Below are 20,147 nucleotides of genomic sequence, written 5' to 3'. Positions count from 1 at the left end.
CTTGGTTATATCTGGGAGCAAAGGTGTTAACAATTTATGAGGTAAAACAATTTTGGATTTGAGATTGCTAAAGATTTAGGACTTACGCACACTCTACGAGTTCTCGGCGCTCTTGGCGTCTTGGCGGTTCGATAAATTAAGCTTTTTGGAAATTTTTGCGTAAGTCCTAAAAATAATGAAAAAACGAACCGCCAAGGACGCAAAGGACGCAGAGAAATAAGAGTTTTAGAGAGTTATTGCGTAAGTCCTGAGATTTAGGCGCGAATTTCATTTGCACAAGGACGACTCTGTTCAATATCGGTAATATTAGCAAAAGTTGTTTCGGCAATATTGTAGAGAGCTTCTGCTGTAAAAAAGGCTTGATGTCCGGTAATCAGTACATTGGGGAACGTTGTCAGACGTTGGAAAATATCATCTTGAATAATTTCCCCAGACAAATCCTCAAAGAACAATTCCGATTCTTGTTCGTAGACATCTACAGCAAGATAGCCAATTTTACCAGACTTCAATCCCTCAATCACTGCTTGGGTATCAATCAGCGCTCCTCGGCTAGTATTAATTAGCATTACACCTGGCTTAATTTTTTCTATAGCCTCAGTGTTAATTAAGTGATGGGTTTCAGGAGTTAGGGGGCAATGCAGGGAGATAATATCGGAATTGGCAAATAGCTCAGGTAGTTCTACATACTTTCCACCTAGCGCCTCCAATTCTGGATTGCGATAAACGTCATAGGCGAGTATGTGACAGCCAAATCCCTTCATAATCTGTCCTAAAATCAGACCGATTTTGCCGGTGCCGACAATTCCCACTGTGCGCTCATGCAAATTAAATCCCAACAGTCCATCTAAAGAAAAATTGCCTTCTCGGACACGGTTATAAGCACGATGAATTTTGCGATTTAGGCTTAAAATCAATCCTACAGCGTGTTCTGCCACCCCATAAGGTGAATAGGCGGGAACACGCACAACGGTAATTCCTAAATCTGCCGCGGCTTGTAAGTCTACATTGTTAAACCCGGCACAGCGAAGGACAATCAGACGAGTTCCCCGTGAGGCGAGAAGTTCTAAAGTTGGGGCATCAACCTGATCGTGGACAAATACGCAAACTGCGGGAAATTCGGCAGCCAGGATAGCCGTATCCCGATTTAAACGGGGTTCAAAAAATACTAACTCGTGTTGGATAGGAGAATTTGCAGCTGACAAAAACTGCCGATCGTAGGCTTTTGTACTGAAAACTGCTACTTTCATGCAAAACCTCAGACTTGTATGCTGCACGTTGTTCGAGTACATAATACCTTGACGTTTAGAGGAGCGATGTCTACAACGAGCGTAGCTGCGGCATTTTTGAATATTTTTTAATCGGTACTCTGGCAGGATAAGTTAAAGAAGCGATGTCTACGACGGGCTACGCCTACGCACTCCAGTACTCTCAATTAAAAGTTTTTAACGACCAGGTATGATGGGGCGATCGCCTTTCTGAAACCTGCTCCATGATTGTTGTAAAGCAGCAGGAGCAGGATTCTTCGCATCATAAACAACAATCACATTAGTTAGTGGGCGTCCGGCGGGGACTAAAATTTTACCGTTAGCAGCAAAAGCTTTCGATGCACCACCATCTAAATTCATTGCTTCGTGACAGCCGATTGCTTTCATTGCTTGCGCTTCTTGCTGTAAAGTTAATCCACTATCGAAATTGATCAAAAATAGCTTTTTACCATCAGCAGGAAACCCGATTGCAGTTCGTGCGCCAGTACCTAAAACACCAGGATCTTTAAATCCTTCAACATCCGGCCTCAGCCAAATTTGTCCTTGTCTCAACAGTCGAGGTCCGCAGGTAATAGACAACCAATGTTGATTCCATTCCGGTTTACCATCAACCCGTGCTGTTACCATTTCCGGTTTATTGCCAACTCGCAATCCCAAGGTAGTGCCAAAATTTTCCCACTGGCTGTATTTGATAAATCTTCCTGCCGCTACCATGTTACCCATTACTGTTTTCTGGCTATTCTTGGCAAAAAAAGTACCATTAGCAACGACAGCCGCGCGATGACGAGCCACTAGGTTATTAAATTCTTCATCACCACTAGTTTTTTGATTAGTATTAGCTAAAGTTGCATTATTCGCTAAACCAATAGTAATAAAGGTTTTAGGGTCAGTGAGGTCTATAATAGTTTGATAAAAAGAGAAACCATTTACCTTACCCCTCTTCACTTGTACAGTTTGAGCGACTGCGGGGAGTGCCAATGTTAATCCTTGTGCCAAGACAGCACCTCCTAAAAACAAGAAAGACCGTCGGCAGATTTTAGAACTTGGCATAATCAACTCTTCACTATATTGTTCTTATTAGGATGCCCAAATCTTTGGATAATTTCGTCTTGTTACTAGCCTCCAGGCTGGGAATGTACTTAAAAGAGGCTCTGCCTCTTGTCAAGCACTGAAGGCGGAGCCTGCCAGAATGGTTTCCCAGTCTCCAGGCTGGGAACTAGTCAGATGCACATAACAAGACTGCCCTGTAGTCCGCCCAAGTAACGGTAGGACTACAGGGGTTAAATACAACAGGTTTCAAGGAAGGTAAAGTACACAACGATTCGTCTCAAAGCCTGATACGAAGAGTGTTTGACTCCTGGATTCTGCTGTATATCCAGCTTCACAAAGAAAAAGTATAAGTCAGGAAGATGTTTATGAGTAGCTTAGTCTTATTATTAATTGGTTTAGGAATATTATTCTTGGTTTTCAATACTAAAGATGAAATTCATCGCATTACTGCTATGATCAGCGGGACAATTCTTTTGATTTGGAGTTTGGCTTTAGCTCCTTTGTCATTTCAATTACTAATTGAGATTGTTTCAGTTTTAGCAGCTTTCTCTGTTTGTATGCGTTGTTTAGGTTGTGGTTTTAACCGCGATTGATTTTTCATTTGATAACTTATAAGTTTAAGGTAAGATTTATAAATTCTGCTTCTATTGTTAAAAGAGAATTCAGAAGTCAAATGTCTCATGCCCAATCATTATCGATATATTATTTTTTACAAACCATACGGCGTTCTCAGCCAGTTTACAAAAGATGCCCCCACACATAGCACCCTAAAAGATTATATTGATGTGTCTGATGTGTATCCTGTGGGACGCTTAGATTGGGATAGTGAAGGATTGCTGCTGTTAACAAACGATGGACAATTACAACATCGCCTCGCCCATCCGCGTTTTGGTCATAAACGTACTTACTGGGTACAAGTAGAGCGAATTCCAGATGCAGAAGCTATCAAAAGGTTGCAAATAGGTGTGGAAATTCAAGATTACCGCACTCAACCAGCAGAAGTTAAGCTCTTACCAGAAGAACCACAGTTACCCGAACGCACTCCACCGATTAGATTTCGCAAAAATGTACCGACAGCTTGGCTGGAAATGACTTTGACAGAGGGAAAAAACCGCCAAGTTCGGCGCATGACTGCGGCTGTCGGGTTTCCGACTTTGCGACTGGTCAGGGTCAGCATAGGTCATCTACAATTAGATGACCTACAATTGGGTCAATGGCGCGACCTCACTGCTTCTGAAATCCATAATTTTAGTAAATCGAAAAGTTTTACCCCAAAAGCTGCCCCATCAGAGGAATTCGCTAATAATTCCAAAGACTCAATACGCTAAGGATTTCCAACATTACTAAATTTCTTTATACCGCGAATTACTAGCCAAGCTCCTCCAGAGGAGATTAACAACAACGGTGTTAACCAATCACCCCAACGCACATATAAAGTCTTTGTCTGTCGCCGATAAATTGTTTCGGCATGAGTTTCGTAGGTATTATATCCAGACATCCACAAGGTTCTGCCATGAGGATCTACAAAGGCTGAATATCCAGTATTAGTTGCTCGTGCTGACCAGCGATCGCTTTCAATAGCCCGCATGATATCCTGTGCATGATGCTGGAATGGCATGGATGCAGTGTAATGGGCATCGTTAGAAGAACTGACAATAAATTGTCCACCCGCAGCCGCTTGACGGCGAAATTGTTCGGGAAAAGCAGATTCATAACATATACTAGCGATCGCTCGACCAAAAGGAGTGTCAAATAGCTGATTTGCTGAACCAGCAACTTGGTGTGCCTCAAGTGGCGACAAGCGCTGAACTATTTTGCCTAAAATTCCTTCTAAAGGAATATATTCTCCTAGAGGTACTAGTTTGGACTTATCGTAGCTGCTGACAATTTCACCTTTACTGTTGAAAGTAAACAAGCTAATTGTATAACTGTCTCCCCGTTCGCCAAAAGCTCCAATCCAAGCAACTACGCCTTTTTCTTTCACGGCTGCGACTAAGGCCGTTTCCAGCAAATTACGCTGGAAAATAGGTAAGGCTCCTTCTGGGGTCAGGACTGCATCTACACCTTGGTCTGCTAAAGTTAGATATCCATTGGTGTAATTTTCTTGAGCGCGACGAAACCCTTCGGAACTTCGTAAAAGTCGGTTCGGGATATTACCCTGAATAATCCCCACTTTTAACGCCGCTTCTGGTACTTGGGCGATGGGACGGCTGTATAAGAAAAAACCTATGAGGTGTAAAGTAATTAATAATCCTGTGGCCGCAACTAAGTATTTATTAACGAACCGGCTTCGCGCAGCGTCTCGTAGAGAAGGCGCAGAGGATGCAGAGAAAATCTTGGCGTTCTTGGCGTCTTGGCGGTTCGTCCATCCTTCAGCAATCAAGCCATTGACAGCAACGATCGCTGCTGTCACAGTATTAGGCCCAGACAGTTGACCCAGATGTACAATTACAAGATTATGCGGACTTTGGGTGTAAGCAAGGGAACTCCACCACAAAGGCCCCGCACTCCATAGACTCTCTAAGCCGCACCAGACGGCTGTACCAATAAGTATACGTAACCACGGTTTTTGTCCGCCCAGGCGAACCATTACAGCCGCCCAAATACTAACGAATACTCCACCCAAGACACTGATAAATCCCCAACAAAAAAGGGTGATTAACAAGCTTGGCAACCAAGGAACGCCCAACCATGTCATCGGATGAATTCCGGTAATCCAGAATAGGGCAACACCGTGAAAACCAATACCCCACAGGAAAGCTGGGGGGTATTGGTTTTTGCTTTTGGCTGAAGTGACAACTAGCACCCATAAGGGAACTATGGCAATCCAAGCCAATAACCATGCACCCACTGGGGCTACAGTTAGCCCCATTAAAATGCCGCTAGCTAAGGCGATTAAATAAGGGAGTAAGGCGGTTAACCTCTCCCCCTGCTTTTTATTCTGCTTCTTCTGCATCGACAGCATCAGGTGGAACTATTGCTACTCCGGTAATAGCGTCATCTTCGTCTAAACGCTGCACTCTGACTCCAGTTGCCGATCGCGATTGGATAGAAATCGCATTCACTGCTTGACGAATGATAATACCGCGATTTGTCACCATCATGATTTCATCATCATCATTGTTGACAATGCGTAGGGTTGCTAGCTTGTCTTTAGTTTTGCGGTTTTTGAACTTGGTTGCCATTAAACCCTGACCAGCACGATTTTGCAGCCGGAATTGAGCAACTGGTACGCGCTTACCATATCCACCCATTGTAATTACCAACACCCAAGGGCCAACTACGCCACTGCTAGGCACTTCTGCGGACTCTTCAGTAATTTCGGTAATTTCGATATCTTCTGTTTCGATTGTTTCGATATCTTCAGTTTCTGCTTCTATAACATCCAAAGTTTCCAGAATTGCTGCGGGCAGAATATCCATACCCACGAGTTCATCTTTATTTTTGAGTTTCATGGCTTTTACCCCACGAGTCGCCCTACTTAAAGGACGCAGTTGTTCGTGGTTGCACCGGAAGTTAATCGCCATCCCGTTACGAGAACCAATGATTACGCTGTCCTCTACTTTAGCGCGTCTCACCCAGCGCAGTTGGTCGCCTTCTTCTAAGGAAATGGCAATCAAACCATTGGCGCGAATGTGACTAAAGGCTGCCAATTCGGTTTTCTTGATATTGCCACCTTTGGTGAGCATGACCAGATATTCTTCGCTGCTAAACTCGTCAACCGGTACAATCGAAGTGATTTTTTCCTCTTTGGGAATTGGTAACATCTGGACAATTGGTGTCCCTCGGCTAGTACGCGAACTCGCTGGAATTTGATAAGCTCTCAGGCAATAAACAACACCACGCTCGCTAAAGAATAAAATACTGTCGTGATCGCAGCAAGTCAAAAAATGCTCAATGGTATCATCATCTTTCACCTTGGCTGCGGCTTTGCCTCTGGTAGCACGGCTTTGGGCTTCAAAGGTGTTAACTGGCATCCGTTTGATGTAGCCTTGCTCTGTCACCAGAATTATTGCTTTTTCATTGGCAATGAGGTCGCGATCGTCTAATTCCCCTTCCCCTGGTAAAATCACCGTGCGGCGGGGTGTGGCGAAGTTAGTTTTGAGTTGCCCGACTTCAGTTTCGATGATTTCTAGCACTCTCTCCCGACGTGCCAAAATATCTTGCAAGTCGGTAATCTTCGCTTGTAATTCTTCGTGTTCCAGACGAATTTTATCTGCTTCTAAAGCAGTCAAGCGGCGCAATTGCATCTGCAAAATCGCATCTGCTTGCACTTCTGAGAGTCCGTAAGTTGTGATTAATTCGCCTTTAGCTGTGGGTGCATCGGGTGCATGGCGAATTAAGACAATAATTGGATCTAACTGGGATAGGGCAATTAATAACCCTTGGAGGAGATGATCGCGTTCTTCAGCTTTCCGCAGTTCGTAGCGGGTACGTCTGGCAATGGATTCGATGCGGAAATCCAAAAAGACGGTTAAGAACTGCTTGAGGGTGAGTACTTGGGGTTCGCTATTCACCAACGCCAGCATATTTGCGCCGAAGTTGGCTTGCAGTGGCGTTTGCTTGTAAAGGTTGTTCAGCACGACGCGGGGATAAGCATCACGCTTGAGTTCGATGACAACTCGCATCCCGTCGCGATCGCTTTCATCCCGGATATCTGCAATCCCTTCTAGACGCTTCTCGTTAACCATTTCGGCGATTTTTTCAATCAGCGCCGCTTTGTTGGTTTGATAGGGCAATTCGGTAATAATAATTGCTTCTCTATCTGGGCGTCCCCGTTGTTCAACGGTTTCAATGTTGGCGACACCACGCATGGTAATAGAACCACGCCCGGTAGTGTAAGCTTCTCGAATGGCAGATGTTCCTAAAATTTGTGCCCCAGTCGGAAAGTCTGGGCCGTGGACATACTGCATTAATTCGAGATCGGTGATTTCGGGATTGTGGATTACAGCCACCAAAGCATCGATCAATTCGCCTAAATTGTGCGGCGGAATGTTGGTTGCCATGCCCACGGCAATCCCAGAGGAACCGTTGAGCAATAACTGCGGAATCCGTGCTGGTAAAACTGTGGGTTCTTGCTGAGAACCGTCGAAGTTATCGGCGAAATCTACGGTTTCATACTCAATGTCGTGAAGTAAACCAGCACTAGTTAAAGCTTGCAAGCGACATTCGGTGTACCGCATCGCGGCTGGCGGATCGTTGTCTACCGAACCAAAGTTACCATGTCCGTTAACTAGGGGCGATCGCATGGAAAAATCCTGCGCCATCCGCACCAAGGCATCATATACTGCTGTGTCACCGTGGGGGTGATATTTACCCAATACTTCCCCCACTACACGGGCGCATTTCTTAAAGGGGCGATCGTGGAGCAGACCTAGCTCGTGCATTGCGTAGAGAATGCGACGATGCACAGGTTTTAGACCATCCCTGGCATCTGGCAACGCCCGACCCACTATCACGCTCATGGCGTATTCCAGATAAGACTGCGACATTTCGGTTCGCAAGTCAATCGGGATAATCCTCTCCTGTGAGGTTGTCATAACCTAAAAATCTCCAAAAATCGTAGATTTTAGCTTTTTTACTCAACAAAGCGCAAAATTATTCTAAATTGCTCTTGAATAATTGCTATAATTTGATACAATCTTAGCATATATTGCTTTTTATTGCCTGGGCAGCTAACTCAGGCAATTGTTCAATCCGTAGCTTCTCTCTGGGATTTGAGTTGAGATGCGATCAGAGGAACTTTAGGGGCAAGAAAAAATCCAACCAAACTGGCAAAAAGGATTGGCGTAAAGGGACTCAAGTTAGTCAGTTTTGACAGTAGCAAAGTCGTACTTATCGGTGTGCGTGTTACGGCTGCGTTGACGGCCGCCATTGTACAAATCATGGCAAGGGCAGGATCCAGTCCCGGAATTAAGACTGCGACTGCTTTCCCAATGCAAGCACCAGTGAAAAATAGGGGAATGATAAATCCACCGCGCCACCCACCTGTTACCGTAATGCTAATGGCAGCCATTTTCCCAAGAGCTAGAGTTAAGAGAAAAACAGCACCAAAGTTAGCAGTCAGGACTGAATCTAACTCTTCATGTCCAAAATAACGGGTGAGCGGTAATAAAACTGCTAAAATGCCAAGTCCCACTCCTGCTAGTGTTGTCCTTACATAAATGGGAACAGAAGTTGGTGAAACGGCTTGCCAAAAGGCATCGCAGCCGCGAAAAATACCCATAAAAATCCATCCCGCTACAGCCCCGATAATTCCAAATGCGATCGCGATCGCAAAATCATCAATCCTTTCTAAGTGATACTGAGGAAAATGCCAAGTGGGGGCAATACCCAAATGTGTAATTGCTGCAAACACCAGATAGCTAGCGCAACTTGAAACAATAGCTGGCATTAAGGCTTCGTAATATTCCACAATATGCTCGTGGTGCAAAATCTCCAAAGCGAACATCGCACCGCCAAGAGGTGCGCCAAATAAGGCAGTGAAGCCAGCCGCCATTGCTGCTAAACTCATGGTTCTGAGGTCTTCACCTTGGAGTTTTAAGCGATCGGCAATCCAAGTACCAAAAGAACCTGTTACCTGTACCAGTGGTGCTTCTGGCCCAGCACTACCGCCTGCCGAGATGCTGACTAGAGAAGCAAGAATCATTGAAGGATTTTTGCGAACATCTAGGCGTCCGCCACGAAAATGAATATTATCAACAATCACGGCGATTTCACCGGGATTTCCCAAAAAATGAATCACCAAACCAATAACTAAACCGCTAAGTGGCATCACTATCAGCAGGCTAAAACCCTCAAATCGCTGGAGTCTGTGAGTTAAAAACTCTAAAACATTCCAGTACAACGCTGCAAATAGACCACCAGCAGTCCCCACAATTATCCAGCGGATAACCCACTGCGAAATCATTAGGGGATTACGCTTTACCAGTCCAAAAAGTTGAGCAAATGTCCAGCGTTGAGTTTGATTCGGAGCGGGAGGCTTGTTTGGTAACACTGCTTATTTCCTATTTGTGACACCTAGAGTACTGAATATTTACGCTTTTTATGGTAAAGGCTATTTAGTTTAGTAAATCATTTTTGGTCTACAAAGAGCGATATTTTTGACGGGTCATAAAAAGGGGCGTACAGATGTACGCCCCTAAAATATTTATCTGCGTAGGCGTAGCCCGCCGTAGGCATCGCACCCTTTCCCTTTTTTAACGAGAATCCCCAGATGACTATTCAGGCTGCGGTTGTTGTTCACCAGTCGCAGGCTGTTATACCAAATAACCAAGGATAGCTGTAGCAAGACCGCCGATAGTGCCAGCAACACCGTGGTTAATCACCCCCCCAGCGCTGCCTAGCAACGATGAACCATAGCAACAGCACTAGGGTTAGGAATCAGATTTTAGGGTTTAATCTCTGGTAGTGGCGGTATGCGTACAGAGAGAAAAGGTAGGAAAGGTGGGAAAAGTAGGATGTCTGATTGTTTTTGTTGATTTTTGTAGTTACAGTTGTTACCCTGTTATTGAACTGAATATTAAAATTGGTGGATATGAAAAAAGTAAAAACAATAGAAATTAAAAATTTGCAAGCTCCAGAAATAGAGGAATTATCAGACGGTGAAGCTAAGAACGTAGTAGGTGGCTTTGCTGTGAAAGTTGCACCAATAGGAATAGATTTAGGTACAACTTATAGTGAAGTTGGTGTATTCGTACTTGCAATAAACGTCAAATCATGATTATGCCTAACAAAAGTTTCAGTTACCCTGAATAAGGATTATTGAAGGTTTCCCAAGCAGCTTTTACAGCCTTTTGCAGGCGAAAGTTAAAGTCTACTAAGTCTTTCATTAATAAGTGCCAGTTTCTCTCGGCTTCATCTTGAATTACCGCCCAAGAGTTTTCTAAGCGATCGCGTTGCATCAGTTTCCTTGCTTCAATATTGTTTGCACTATCTATATATTCTTTAAAAACTGCACCCTGTAATGATTAATCATTAGTCATTGTTAATTTCACAAAGGACAAATGACTAATGACAAATGACTAATTAATAAGTTTTTGTTGGCAGGTGTTGCTCTAATTTCAGTAATGCTGCAACTCGCACTTCTGTCGCCGGATGACTGGAGAATAAGTTACCCAAAAACTGTCCAGAGATGGAATTGATAATTAATAACGGCTCATAAGCTGGATTGGCATTTAAAGGCATCTGCTTTGCTGAAGCTTCTAACCGTTGCAATGCTCTAGCTAAGGCGCGGGGATTACCAGTTAATCTAGCAGAACCAGCATCAGCAGAAAATTCTCGTGTGCGCGAAATTGCTAGCTGAATGATTGTCGCAGCCACTGGTGCAAGCATGACTGTTAATAAAACTCCTATTGGATTTCCACCTCTGTTGTCATCTCGCGAACCACCGCCAAACCATAGGCTGTAACTAACCATTTGGGCTAGGAATGAGATCGCACCAGCCACAGTAGCAGCAACGGCTTGTGTCAAGGTGTCACGATTAATAATATGGGTTAGCTCGTGGGCGATAACACCTTCGAGTTCATCCTCTGGCAATATATTTAAAATACCTTCAGTGACTGCCACAGCAGCGTGTTCGGGATCGCGCCCTGTTGCGAAAGCATTAGCACCAAGGCTAGGAACGATATAAACTTTAGGCATAGGAATGTTAGCGCGATCGCTCAATCTCTGCACCATCCGATAAAGTCCTGGTGCTTCCCTTTCACTCACAGGTTGGGCTTGGTATACTGCTAGGGCAATTTTATCTGATTGATACCAGGAAAACAGGTTGGTTACTGCTGCCAAGCCAATCCCGATAATCAAGCCACTATAACCGCCAATTATCCAGTAACTAATTGCTATCAAAAGACCACTTAGTGCAGCTAGCAAAGCAGCCGTTTTCAATTGATTTGTCATGTTTTTGCTCTCCTGTTAATGCTGTGTAAATTTTTGAGAAAACAGCATTACTTCAGCTACATTTTGATTTTATCCAGCTAAACTTAGATATATGGTACAGAAAACCTATCAGATAAGTACGGTTTTCCTACTTAAGTTTTAGTAATACTAATTTAGTAATCAAATTAATAGCTATAGATACTAAAAATGCATCTATCTATAGGAATAAATATGTTTATATAGGCAGAAATTACAAGTTTGATGCTTAGATTGGGCTATGCCTACACTATTAGTTAAGATCCATTTACTTATACAGGTTCTGAGTCTATTCCTTGTGTTTGATATATTTGTTGGGAAAATAGCTGAAAATCTAATTCGCACGCCTTCAAAGCTTCACTAGCTTGTGAATATTTTGGAGTATCAAACAAATCGCGATCGCGGATTTTTGGCAACCAAGAACGCAGTTTAGTTAGTTCCGTTTCATTCTCTTCTAGTTCTGCAAAAGTGAGATTATTTATTTTCCGTTCCTCGCTCAATTCGCTATGAAAATCTCGACATTGCCCCAAAAACTCTTGATATTCTTGGTCTGCTTGCTGTTGAAAACGCTCTATTAACATAGCATTTTGCTCGGGTTTATCAATGCAAATAGTTAACAAATCTGCTTCACCGCCACCTGCTGTAATGTCCGCTTTCAATTCTTCCAAATGGCTCTGCAAGTCTTTTCGCTGTGGTAACAAGCACACCGATTGCTGTAGATAAAGTGCGCCCAATCCTTTAAGTTTGCGCCAAACATACACCCGCTGCGTCGAAGGCTGTGCGGGTACTTTGTAGACTAATAGGTTCCAAGATTCTCTATCCATAGATGTATTGTAACAAGTGTTGCATTCAATTTAATATTCCTATCTGAGTTTATGAAACATCTGTTGTATGTAGAAAAATTATGAATCTGAACTATCAAGTTGGCAGCATTGACTGGAGTCCAATTATCCAAAAGATGGAACCTTTGGGGAATTGTCACTTACCCGCATATCCAGGGGATTTGAAAACTGTTTTACTGAATCATGCTGGTTTGGCTCAACATCCTCAAGGCGAGAAAGCCTATCAGATGGCAAGAGAAATTGCCCGATTGACTACCTTCAGTGATGCAGAAATTACTTATTGGTTCTCAAGAATTATAGAACTGATATAGTAATACTATTTTCAAAAATATTTGTAGCAAAAAAATCAGCTGTAGGGGTGTACTCTCTATTACTATAGATGTAGTAGAAACAGGCAAAATGCAGGTACAAGATAAGATCGTCCAGAAAATTCCTCGGACTGTTTGGGTTTTGGGGTTTGTCAGTCTGCTGACAGATATTAGTTCCGAGATGATTAATTCTGTGTTGCCTTTATTTCTAGTGTCAGTATTAGGGGCGAATATCTGGACTGTCGGCATCATTGAAGGGATTGCAGAAGCAACAGCTTCAATTTTAAAAGTCTTTTCGGGAGTATTGAGTGATTACTTGGGACATCGTAAAGGATTAGCGGTGTTTGGGTACGGATTATCAACCTTTGTAAAACCTCTATTTGCTGTAGCTACCAGTCCAACTGGGGTGTTAATAGCTCGATTTGGCGATCGCATTGGCAAAGGTATCCGGGTAGCGCCCCGCGATGCTTTGGTTGCCGATTCAACTAACGCAGAGGTACGCGGTGCAGCTTATGGATTGCGTCAATCCCTCGATACTATCGGAGCATTTTTGGGGCCTTTAGCAGCATTTGCCCTGATGACTGCTTCCGAAAACAACTTCCGCCTCATTTTTTGGCTAGCACTCATCCCTGGATTTTTCGCAGTGGCTTTATTAACAGTGGGAGTACGCAAACCAACAAGTGAAACTCAAGAAAACCGAAGCAATCCTCTGCAATGGGAAGCTTTACGCAGTTTAGGTCAAGGATACTGGGTACTTGTAGCAGTGGCGCTGCTATTCAATTTAGGCAACTCCAGCAATGCTTTTTTATTGCTGCGAGCTGAACAAACAGGTATTTCAGCTTCACTCATACCGTTGACATTAATGGTGATGAACATCGCCTACTCATTCAGCGCCTACCCAATAGGAATACTTTCCGATCGCGTGGGCAAATTTGGGCTACTAGTAGGCGGATTTCTCCTATACGCCCTAGTGTATCTGGGTTTCGCTTTCGTGCAGACACCTTGGCAAGTCTGGGGATTGTTTGCCCTTTACGGCCTGCATTTAGGTATGAGTAAAGGATTACTGTTAGCACTAGTGGCAAATAGCATACCTGCAAATTTGCGCGGCACTGCTTTTGGATTCTTCAACTTGGCTATAGGATTAGCGCTTTTACCTGCGAGTCTGCTAGCTGGTGGATTGTGGCAAACATTGGGAGCAGAAGCAACATTTATAACTGGGAGCTTGTTTGCGATCGCTGCTGTCTTATTGTTGATAATTAATAGAAAAAAATATTTACAAATATAGGGAAGGAGAAGGGTAAGGAATAAGAATTAAATAACATACAATTTATGTCTCTGCTTTACCTCACCCTCAATCCCTCTCCTTATAAAGGAGAGCGAAGCTAGAGACAGGATGAAGTTTTGCATCTTATTTAATCCACGTTCCTAAGAATAAAAGTTGCAGAGAGTTATTGCATAAGTTCTATTCAGTTTTGAATTTTCAAATCTTTCTAGTACCCAGTACCCAGTACCCAGTCCCTAATCCCTAATCCCCTGTATCCTCAACGAATGATTTCAACCGGGCTGTAACTCTTAATTTACTAAGTCTTCTTACTAGTAGCAGAGCTTGTTGTTTATATAATGCCGTTGGTAGTAGTCCAGGCAAATTATGCATCAACTCTCTAGCTGTGCCAATGTTACATCCTGATATGATACTTATTTCATTTGCACCATCAAAAATAGCATCTTGAGCTAAAACTTTCTCAATCTGCACTTGCCAATTGCGAGGAAACATTTCACCTCGCTCAATCCGCTGGAGGCTATTGCTATTTGCTAGAACAACCAGGCGATCGCCAACAGCAAGTTGTGTATGATCGGCAGGCATTAACTTAACAGGCGATCGCTTGAGGCTTTGGTATAAAATTGGTACAACTCCATAACCATAAGCAACCTCAGCCAATAGTAATCCATTTAATGTATCTCCAGCTTCAATCATGTACTCTACTACCAAAATAGTTTGAGTATCGAAGTTAAACAAGCTGAGAATATTTTCTCCAAAAGCCGCAGCAGCAAATACTTCCGCTGAAATAGCAGAGGTGCAAATAACTTGAGCATAAGGAAACAACCGTGCGACGTTATCACGAAAATATTGGTCGTAAGTCCGAATAATCACACGAGTATTAGGACTCTTAGCGTATGCCATCAAAGCTATTTCCAGATTCTCCATATCATCATCTGTAACGACAACGACACTTTTACTATTAGCGAGATTTACCTTACCTAGAGCATCGGCAATATTATCAATAATCAGTGGTATTTTGTTGAGAAAATCGGCGTTAAGTGCTGTGCTGCTAATACCTACCAAAGGCTGCTTGAATTCTTGTAATAAAGTCGCGACTCGCCGACCAACTCGATTTAATCCAATAAGTATAACGTGGTCTTTTTGAGGAATTGATGGCTGGTAACTATTGAAAAACTGAAACCTTGAACTTAACAAAGTATCAGTTAGCAACGCATATAAAACCCCAACAAAACCTATACCCGTTAAAGTTAGTGCGAGACTAAACAATCGTAACCACCCTGGCATATTTTGCGCTGGATCTGGTGGCGTTTTAAAATTTACACCGCCAAATATATCTCCGTATCCTCCTAAAAGCAAGACAGCAATAGCATAAAATGCTTCTATTATATTAGTTCCAGGATAATTTAAGATATAGATAATTGTTCCAAAACACCAAAGAAAAAGTACTGTAATTCCACAGATAATTGCCACCCGCAAACTCTGATAACGAGAAAATTTTAGCGAGAGATATGTTATTTTATATTTGAAATTATTCCAAGCTCTGCCTAATACAATCTCTTGCCATAATTGCTGCCAGTTGTATTTACGGACAGTAGCAAGTTGCTTCAAACTTTTAATTTGCTCTGTGATTTCGATATAAATAATCGTATCACCTGGGTGTAATGTTGCTTCTGGCTCCCACTGATGAAATTCTTTAGGCAAGGGAGATGAATCATTAGCGTGATTTAATACCCGACGATATAAGGTATTTAGTTCATGTATACGCCATTTATTGCCCCAATTATCACTCATTTGAATCTGACGCTTTACTACCCTAAATTGACGTTCCTCCAGTTGGAAATATCCGAGATTATCATCTCCAAGGGCTGCAACAGCAAAGCCAGAAGCGGAAATTTGATTCGGTTCAAAGGCAATAAAGTTACCAAGGGTTTGACTTAAAAGTTCATTGAGATTTTGTTTGTCAGAACGTACAACCAAGCGAACTTGAGGATTTAAAAGCCTTGCAGCAAAGGCAGCTTCTATATTTACCCGTTCATTACCAGTGACTAAAAGAACAGTTCGGCACTGAGAAATATTTGCCTGTTCTAAAATACTGGATTGACGGCAATCTCCGATTAATAACTGTTCTAATAAACTTGATAAATTTGATACCTGCAAATTTTGAGGTTGTTCTCGATCGATAGCATTGACAATAGCACCATACTCTTTCAGTACTGCAACACAATGCTGACCCAAACTTCCTAGCCCACAAACTAAAAACCGATCTAGTTTTGTTTGAGAATCTTTAACAGGCTGATAATTAGTTTCTGATGATGGCAGCATATAATACCGCCAATTATACGCATTATTTATCTATATCGTAGAATACCAAAGATATTGATCTACAGCAAAAATGGTACTATTAATTAGATAATTAACGGCGATGGAGCTCGCCAAAACCGCCTTTCCAGCGCGATAAACTCTCTTTTGGAAGGCTGATGGCTCCTACTTTCCTTGCTGACTGCGGGAGAGTAGGGCTTGGCTAAATGCATTACCTGACTCTCCTGTAGAAAGTATTTGTCTACAAATCGCACTTCAAGGAGTCATGGTATGAAACACTTTCGTCAGTTTGAACCATTTATTGCGTTACCTCATCTAATTAAGTGGTTGCCTATTTCCTTTGTCGTTGGCATTCTTGCTGGAACAGCTTCTGCGGCTCTTTTAGCATCATTAGAATGGGCAACTGATTGGCGAGAATCGCATCGGTGGATTATCGCCTTGCTTCCCCTTGGCGGCTTCTTGAGTGGTTGGATTTATCATCAATTTGGGCGGACTGTAGAAGCTGGAAATAACCTTTTACTGGAAGAAATTCATAATCCTAAAAATATTATTCCCTTCCGTATGGCTCCTCTAGTTTTACTAGGAACAGACCTTACCCATTTTTTTGGTGGTTCAGCCGGTCGTGAAGGTACAGCATTACAAATGGGTACTTCTTTGGCAGACCAGTTAACTAAAATATTGCGTTTTCAAGGAGCAAATCGGCAAATTTTGTTAACGGCAGGTATCAGTGGGGGATTCGCTTCAGTTTTCGGTACTCCCTTAGCTGGAACCGTATTTGGTCTAGAAGTTTTAGCAATTGGTAAAGTTCATTACGATGCTCTTTTTCCTTCTTTGATTGCTGCGATCGTTGGAAATCAAGTCACCTTACTATTAGGTTTACATCATACAGCATATCGACACGCTCCCTTTATACCGACGCTCACAATTTGGGGATTAATTTCTGCCATTATCGCAGGTGCAATTTTTGGAATTGTCGCGAGATTTTTTGCGAAAGTAACTCACCAAATTAGTCACTTCTTTAAAGCAAAAATATCTTATCCTCCAATGCGTCCTTTGATAGGCGGTGCAATGATAGCAGTAATTGTTGGGTTTAGTGGTACAACCAAATACATTGGGCTTGGTATCCCTACTATTGTTGATTCTTTTTTCACTCAGCTACCTCCTTGGGATTTTGCAGCAAAATTAGGTCTAACAGCTTTAACTTTAGGAGCAGGATTTAAAGGGGGAGAAGTGACTCCTTTGTTTTTTATTGGTGCAACTCTAGGTAATGCTTTATCGTTACTTTTAGCATTACCTGCACCACTTTTAGCAGGAATGGGATTTGTGGGTGTGTTTGCGGGTGCAGCAAATACACCTTTGGCATCAACTTTAATGGGGATTGAATTATTTGGTCTGGAATCGGGAATATTTATTGGTATTGGCTGTATAGTGAGCTATTTATTTTCAGGTCATTCTGGAATTTACTCTGCACAACGTATTGGGTTAAGTAAATACTCTGCTGTATATTTAGAAGAAGGGGTGACTTTGGCTAATTATGGACGAGAAAAAGTTGAGCAAAAAACCGATTTATCTGATGATGGTGAAGAAGAAGGAAGTAATTCTGAGGAATAATTTATAGACGCAATTAGAACCACTAAAATAATTTATCTGTTAGAGGTATTAAGCAAATTGTCTTAAGATTTTAAAAAAGCAAGGAATATGATATTTAGTATCATTACTTTGTTCTGAATAAAATCTTCCTATTTCTAACAATAGTTGATCTTTAAATGTCTCAACTGAAGAAGTCCAGTCAATTGGTGGTTGAATTTGGTTCCAATAATACTTAGCTTTTCTGAATGTCAATAAAGCTAAAATTAACTCATTCTCCTCTGTATCATTTTGAGCGTTTTGAAACTGTTCTTTCCATGAATCTCTCAATTTATCTATTGCAGTACAATCTAATCCAGAGCAATGGCTAATGCGATTAGATACTTTTGATAAATTACTTTTTAAATCAGAATCAGTAATGATAGCATCTGCCATAGCCAGATAAATATCTCTAAGTAGTAGAGAATTACTATCATAAAGTGTAGAAAAAGTATCAAATATTGGTTGTAGTTCAGGTATGATAAAATATGCTTCTTTATGTATTAAACCCGTAACCCATATACGATGCTGTTTGGCATTTTCTTCGTTTATATTGAGTTTTGTATAAAGATCGCAGAAAATTGCTTCTGTATCTGAAAAAGTATAACTATATTCTTTTGTGATATTTTGTGTTTGTAGATCAACATCTACAATTGCAAAAAGTTTGTCTAAGCTTAAATATGAACTATTCTTATTTTCATCATGCAACTTTGAAAGAGTAAAATATGTATCTAATACATCTTTACGATCTCCGCAGTTAAAAAACTCTGGTCGATATTGACTCCATAATTTTGGAACACACGCTTTGTAAAAGTTGGAATCAGGCATCTGTTCCATCTTGCTATATGATTGAGGTGATGGTCTGCCTTTCGTGTCCCAAATACCACCTTCGCCTTCGCACAACACAACAATCTTATTTTTAATTCTACGAGAGCCAATGATTATTTCACAATGTTGTTTTAGTTGTTCCGGCTTAAGACTCATATTTAATTTTTAGCTTCTTGCTTTAAAAGTTTTGGTTCTAGTTCCTTAACGTGAGCAGGTGTAAGAGCTTGACATAACTCGTATGAGTGAGTTGCCAGAATATATTGATTACTTGGCGACCATTGGTTGAGGTCTGCAATTATTTGATATTGCCAATCTGGATGAAATGCTATTTCAATTTCATCCATTAGCACAATTGCATTTTCTATATTATGGTACTTTATCCACATATAAATACTCAATCTTTTCAACTCGCCATGACTTAAGTCTTCGGGATATAGTTCTACATCTTCACCATCTTTATCTAATTTAAAAATTACACCGGATAAATCTGTATCTACGTTTATTTTTTTATTAGACAATATTATATTTAAATCATTGATCAGGGCTTTGTAGCTATTCCCATACTCGCCTTTTTTAATAGCTTCGGCAAAGTCTTTGTCTCGAGCAGACTTAAAGGCTTCAATAAGGATATCTACAGCCAGAAAATCATAAGTAAAAAAGCCTGATAGTTTAGATTTGGCTAATTTAAGCTGTGAATAGTAGTCAGTTTCGTTATCCTGCTTTTTAAATAAGAGTTTTCTAGATTCTTTAGAATTAAAAAGAAAAACTTGGGTAGAAGGAGCCGCAAGAAATATTTTTTGTGATAACTCCTTCATGAATATTTCTACTTTGTTCATATCTATGTTATTTATCCGGCAAAGTAAAACTTCCTCTTGCTCTTCATCTTCATTACCATTAGCTGAATAATTACAGATATACAGTAGCTTTTCTGATTGCAAATATTTTAAAACTCTTTGTAAGATACGTTCAAGCTGCTCACGTTGTTCATAATATTTTTCCAGATTTAATTTCGATATATCGAGTCTTGTTTGAACTTCATCTTGAAATCCTTCTATACGTAAATTTGCGACTCCTAATCTTGAAGTTCTAAATTTAAATCTTTGAAGTCTTTGCACTAACTCTCTCAATATATAAAGTCTCTCCTCACTACTCTCAATTTTTCTCACATTATCTAATCTATTAAGAGCTTTCTCTAAGTCTTGTATTTCTTTTTCAGTAATTGAAATTTTATTGATAACCTTCTCTAATTGATTTGAAGAAGAAAATTGTATGTAATTATCATTATCAACCTCAGTTTTATCATTTGATATTAATAGCTCTCTCAAATAAGAATCGTTATAAGATAAAAATTCAAGTTGTACAATTTTATCTTCATTCCAGATATCAATTATGGCTAATACTCTCTTATTAGAATTGTTATTAATCGAAAATCCAGAAAGTATATTTTTCACAAAATCTTTTTTATCAGAATCAGTAGAACAATGCAATAAAATAAAAATTAATTGCAAAAGTGTACTTTTACCACCACCATTTTGACTACCAAGGGGGAAAATACTGGGGATAAAATCTTGTTCAAAAGTTATATCAACGTTTTTTAAAATGCGAAAATCCGGAACTTGGACTCGTAGTAATTTCATAAAAAGCTCCTATTGCCAACTTGATACTAACTATCTTGGATTCTCAAGTAGGGTGGACACTGCCCACCCTAATATTT

17 protein-coding genes and 1 riboswitch are annotated in these 20,147 nt (G+C 41.1%); of the genes, 6 read left to right on the top strand and 11 right to left on the bottom strand.

The genetic code is table 11. The annotated features are described in order from the left end of the window. Positions 1–254: 254 nt before the first annotated feature. Entirely contained in the window at positions 255–1,247 is a 993-nt protein-coding gene (locus V7K84_RS31450) for a 2-hydroxyacid dehydrogenase (protein ID WP_334844056.1), read from the bottom strand. 195 nt (positions 1,248–1,442) lie between these two features. Continuing rightward, complete coding sequence (locus tag V7K84_RS31445) at positions 1,443–2,315, bottom strand: phosphodiester glycosidase family protein (RefSeq protein ID WP_334844054.1); 873 nt, start codon at positions 2,313–2,315, stop codon at positions 1,443–1,445. A gap of 365 nt (positions 2,316–2,680) precedes the next feature. Between V7K84_RS31445 and V7K84_RS31440 the strand changes: the two genes are divergently transcribed. Both V7K84_RS31440 and V7K84_RS31435 read left to right on the top strand, forming a co-directional pair. After that, positions 2,681–2,908 carry a hypothetical protein gene (locus tag V7K84_RS31440; RefSeq protein ID WP_334844052.1) on the top strand — a complete coding sequence of 76 codons (228 nt, stop codon included), beginning with the start codon at positions 2,681–2,683 and terminating at the stop codon, positions 2,906–2,908. An 87-nt stretch (positions 2,909–2,995) separates the two neighbouring features. Then, a complete protein-coding gene (locus tag V7K84_RS31435) occupies positions 2,996–3,643 on the top strand; it encodes an rRNA large subunit pseudouridine synthase E (protein ID WP_334844051.1) in 648 nt (215 codons plus the stop codon). Here the strand turns inward: V7K84_RS31435 and lnt are convergent. The 3 genes from lnt to V7K84_RS31420 form a co-directional block, all read right to left on the bottom strand. Next, positions 3,640–5,271 carry an apolipoprotein N-acyltransferase gene (gene lnt, locus V7K84_RS31430; protein WP_334844049.1) on the bottom strand — a complete coding sequence of 544 codons (1,632 nt, stop codon included), beginning with the start codon at positions 5,269–5,271 and terminating at the stop codon, positions 3,640–3,642. The genes V7K84_RS31435 and lnt overlap by 4 nt on opposite strands. After that, positions 5,252–7,855 carry a DNA topoisomerase (ATP-hydrolyzing) subunit A gene (gene gyrA / locus V7K84_RS31425; protein WP_334844048.1) on the bottom strand — a complete coding sequence of 868 codons (2,604 nt, stop codon included), beginning with the start codon at positions 7,853–7,855 and terminating at the stop codon, positions 5,252–5,254. The genes lnt and gyrA overlap by 20 nt, the downstream gene beginning before the upstream one ends. A 152-nt stretch (positions 7,856–8,007) precedes the next feature. Further along, the gene (locus V7K84_RS31420; RefSeq protein WP_334844045.1) at positions 8,008–9,312 is read right to left on the bottom strand and encodes a chloride channel protein; all 1,305 of its coding nucleotides are present in this window, start codon (positions 9,310–9,312) and stop codon (positions 8,008–8,010) included. 540 nt (positions 9,313–9,852) lie between these two features. Here V7K84_RS31420 and V7K84_RS31415 point away from each other — a divergent pair. Beyond that, positions 9,853–10,038 (top strand): hypothetical protein, encoded by a 186-nt coding sequence (locus tag V7K84_RS31415; RefSeq protein ID WP_334844043.1) that lies wholly within the window; start codon positions 9,853–9,855, stop codon positions 10,036–10,038. A 22-nt stretch (positions 10,039–10,060) separates the two neighbouring features. Here V7K84_RS31415 and V7K84_RS31410 read toward each other — a convergent pair whose 3' ends face one another. The 3 genes from V7K84_RS31410 to V7K84_RS31400 all read right to left on the bottom strand — a co-directional run bounded on the left by V7K84_RS31410 (position 10,061) and on the right by V7K84_RS31400 (position 12,052). Further along, a complete protein-coding gene (locus V7K84_RS31410) occupies positions 10,061–10,219 on the bottom strand; it encodes a hypothetical protein (protein WP_334844041.1) in 159 nt (52 codons plus the stop codon). Positions 10,220–10,343: 124 nt separating this feature from the next. Continuing rightward, entirely contained in the window at positions 10,344–11,213 is an 870-nt protein-coding gene (locus tag V7K84_RS31405; protein ID WP_334844040.1) for a zinc metalloprotease HtpX, read from the bottom strand. A 287-nt stretch (positions 11,214–11,500) separates the two neighbouring features. Further along, positions 11,501–12,052: a Chromate resistance protein ChrB gene (locus tag V7K84_RS31400; protein WP_334844039.1), complete on the bottom strand. Its 552-nt coding sequence runs from the start codon at positions 12,050–12,052 to the stop codon at positions 11,501–11,503. A gap of 80 nt (positions 12,053–12,132) precedes the next feature. Here V7K84_RS31400 and V7K84_RS31395 point away from each other — a divergent pair, with 80 nt between their 5' ends. Together V7K84_RS31395 and V7K84_RS31390 are read left to right on the top strand one after the other, a co-directional pair. Continuing rightward, positions 12,133–12,381, top strand: coding sequence for a hypothetical protein (locus tag V7K84_RS31395; protein WP_334844037.1), 249 nt, complete (start codon positions 12,133–12,135; stop codon positions 12,379–12,381). Between the two features lie 88 nt (positions 12,382–12,469). Continuing rightward, the gene (locus tag V7K84_RS31390) at positions 12,470–13,663 is read left to right on the top strand and encodes an MFS transporter (RefSeq protein ID WP_334844036.1); all 1,194 of its coding nucleotides are present in this window, start codon (positions 12,470–12,472) and stop codon (positions 13,661–13,663) included. Positions 13,664–13,903: 240 nt separating this feature from the next. Here the strand turns inward: V7K84_RS31390 and V7K84_RS31385 are convergent, their stop codons facing one another. Continuing rightward, the gene (locus V7K84_RS31385) at positions 13,904–15,982 is read right to left on the bottom strand and encodes a potassium channel family protein (RefSeq protein WP_334844034.1); all 2,079 of its coding nucleotides are present in this window, start codon (positions 15,980–15,982) and stop codon (positions 13,904–13,906) included. Positions 15,983–16,069: 87 nt separating this feature from the next. Further along, positions 16,070–16,154, top strand: a riboswitch (Fluoride riboswitch). 95 nt (positions 16,155–16,249) lie between these two features. On the opposite strand from V7K84_RS31385, the gene V7K84_RS31380 reads away from it, so the two are divergent. Then, entirely contained in the window at positions 16,250–17,590 is a 1,341-nt protein-coding gene (locus tag V7K84_RS31380; RefSeq protein ID WP_334844032.1) for a voltage-gated chloride channel family protein, read from the top strand. Positions 17,591–17,638: 48 nt separating this feature from the next. Here the strand turns inward: V7K84_RS31380 and V7K84_RS31375 are convergent, their stop codons facing one another. Continuing rightward, the gene (locus V7K84_RS31375) at positions 17,639–18,589 is read right to left on the bottom strand and encodes a hypothetical protein (RefSeq protein WP_334844031.1); all 951 of its coding nucleotides are present in this window, start codon (positions 18,587–18,589) and stop codon (positions 17,639–17,641) included. Positions 18,590–18,591: 2 nt separating this feature from the next. Continuing rightward, positions 18,592–20,070 carry an AAA family ATPase gene (locus V7K84_RS31370; protein WP_334844030.1) on the bottom strand — a complete coding sequence of 493 codons (1,479 nt, stop codon included), beginning with the start codon at positions 20,068–20,070 and terminating at the stop codon, positions 18,592–18,594. Positions 20,071–20,147: the final 77 nt, after the last annotated feature.

The organism is Nostoc sp., from assembly GCF_036917315.1.
Lineage (GTDB): Bacteria > Cyanobacteriota > Cyanobacteriia > Cyanobacteriales > Nostocaceae > Nostoc.
Note: the sequence above shows the minus strand (reverse complement) of the source record. Positions and strands in the feature narration are given on the sequence as shown.

Excerpts from the sequence above, each read along its gene's own strand:
- V7K84_RS31410 (WP_334844041.1), bottom strand. The coding sequence starts at position 10,219 with ATGCAACGCGATCGCTTAGAAAACTCTTGGGCGGTAATTCAAGATGAA.
- V7K84_RS31390 (WP_334844036.1), top strand. The coding sequence starts at position 12,470 with ATGCAGGTACAAGATAAGATCGTCCAGAAAATTCCTCGGACTGTTTGG.
- V7K84_RS31450 (WP_334844056.1), bottom strand. The coding sequence starts at position 1,247 with ATGAAAGTAGCAGTTTTCAGTACAAAAGCCTACGATCGGCAGTTTTTG.
- V7K84_RS31400 (WP_334844039.1), bottom strand. The coding sequence starts at position 12,052 with ATGGATAGAGAATCTTGGAACCTATTAGTCTACAAAGTACCCGCACAG.
- lnt (WP_334844049.1), bottom strand. The coding sequence starts at position 5,271 with ATGCAGAAGAAGCAGAATAAAAAGCAGGGGGAGAGGTTAACCGCCTTA.
- V7K84_RS31445 (WP_334844054.1), bottom strand. The coding sequence starts at position 2,315 with ATGCCAAGTTCTAAAATCTGCCGACGGTCTTTCTTGTTTTTAGGAGGT.
- V7K84_RS31440 (WP_334844052.1), top strand. The coding sequence starts at position 2,681 with ATGAGTAGCTTAGTCTTATTATTAATTGGTTTAGGAATATTATTCTTG.
- V7K84_RS31380 (WP_334844032.1), top strand. The coding sequence starts at position 16,250 with ATGAAACACTTTCGTCAGTTTGAACCATTTATTGCGTTACCTCATCTA.
- V7K84_RS31375 (WP_334844031.1), bottom strand. The coding sequence starts at position 18,589 with ATGAGTCTTAAGCCGGAACAACTAAAACAACATTGTGAAATAATCATT.
- V7K84_RS31415 (WP_334844043.1), top strand. The coding sequence starts at position 9,853 with ATGAAAAAAGTAAAAACAATAGAAATTAAAAATTTGCAAGCTCCAGAA.
- V7K84_RS31395 (WP_334844037.1), top strand. The coding sequence starts at position 12,133 with ATGAATCTGAACTATCAAGTTGGCAGCATTGACTGGAGTCCAATTATC.
- V7K84_RS31405 (WP_334844040.1), bottom strand. The coding sequence starts at position 11,213 with ATGACAAATCAATTGAAAACGGCTGCTTTGCTAGCTGCACTAAGTGGT.
- V7K84_RS31370 (WP_334844030.1), bottom strand. The coding sequence starts at position 20,070 with ATGAAATTACTACGAGTCCAAGTTCCGGATTTTCGCATTTTAAAAAAC.
- V7K84_RS31385 (WP_334844034.1), bottom strand. The coding sequence starts at position 15,982 with ATGCTGCCATCATCAGAAACTAATTATCAGCCTGTTAAAGATTCTCAA.
- V7K84_RS31435 (WP_334844051.1), top strand. The coding sequence starts at position 2,996 with ATGCCCAATCATTATCGATATATTATTTTTTACAAACCATACGGCGTT.
- gyrA (WP_334844048.1), bottom strand. The coding sequence starts at position 7,855 with ATGACAACCTCACAGGAGAGGATTATCCCGATTGACTTGCGAACCGAA.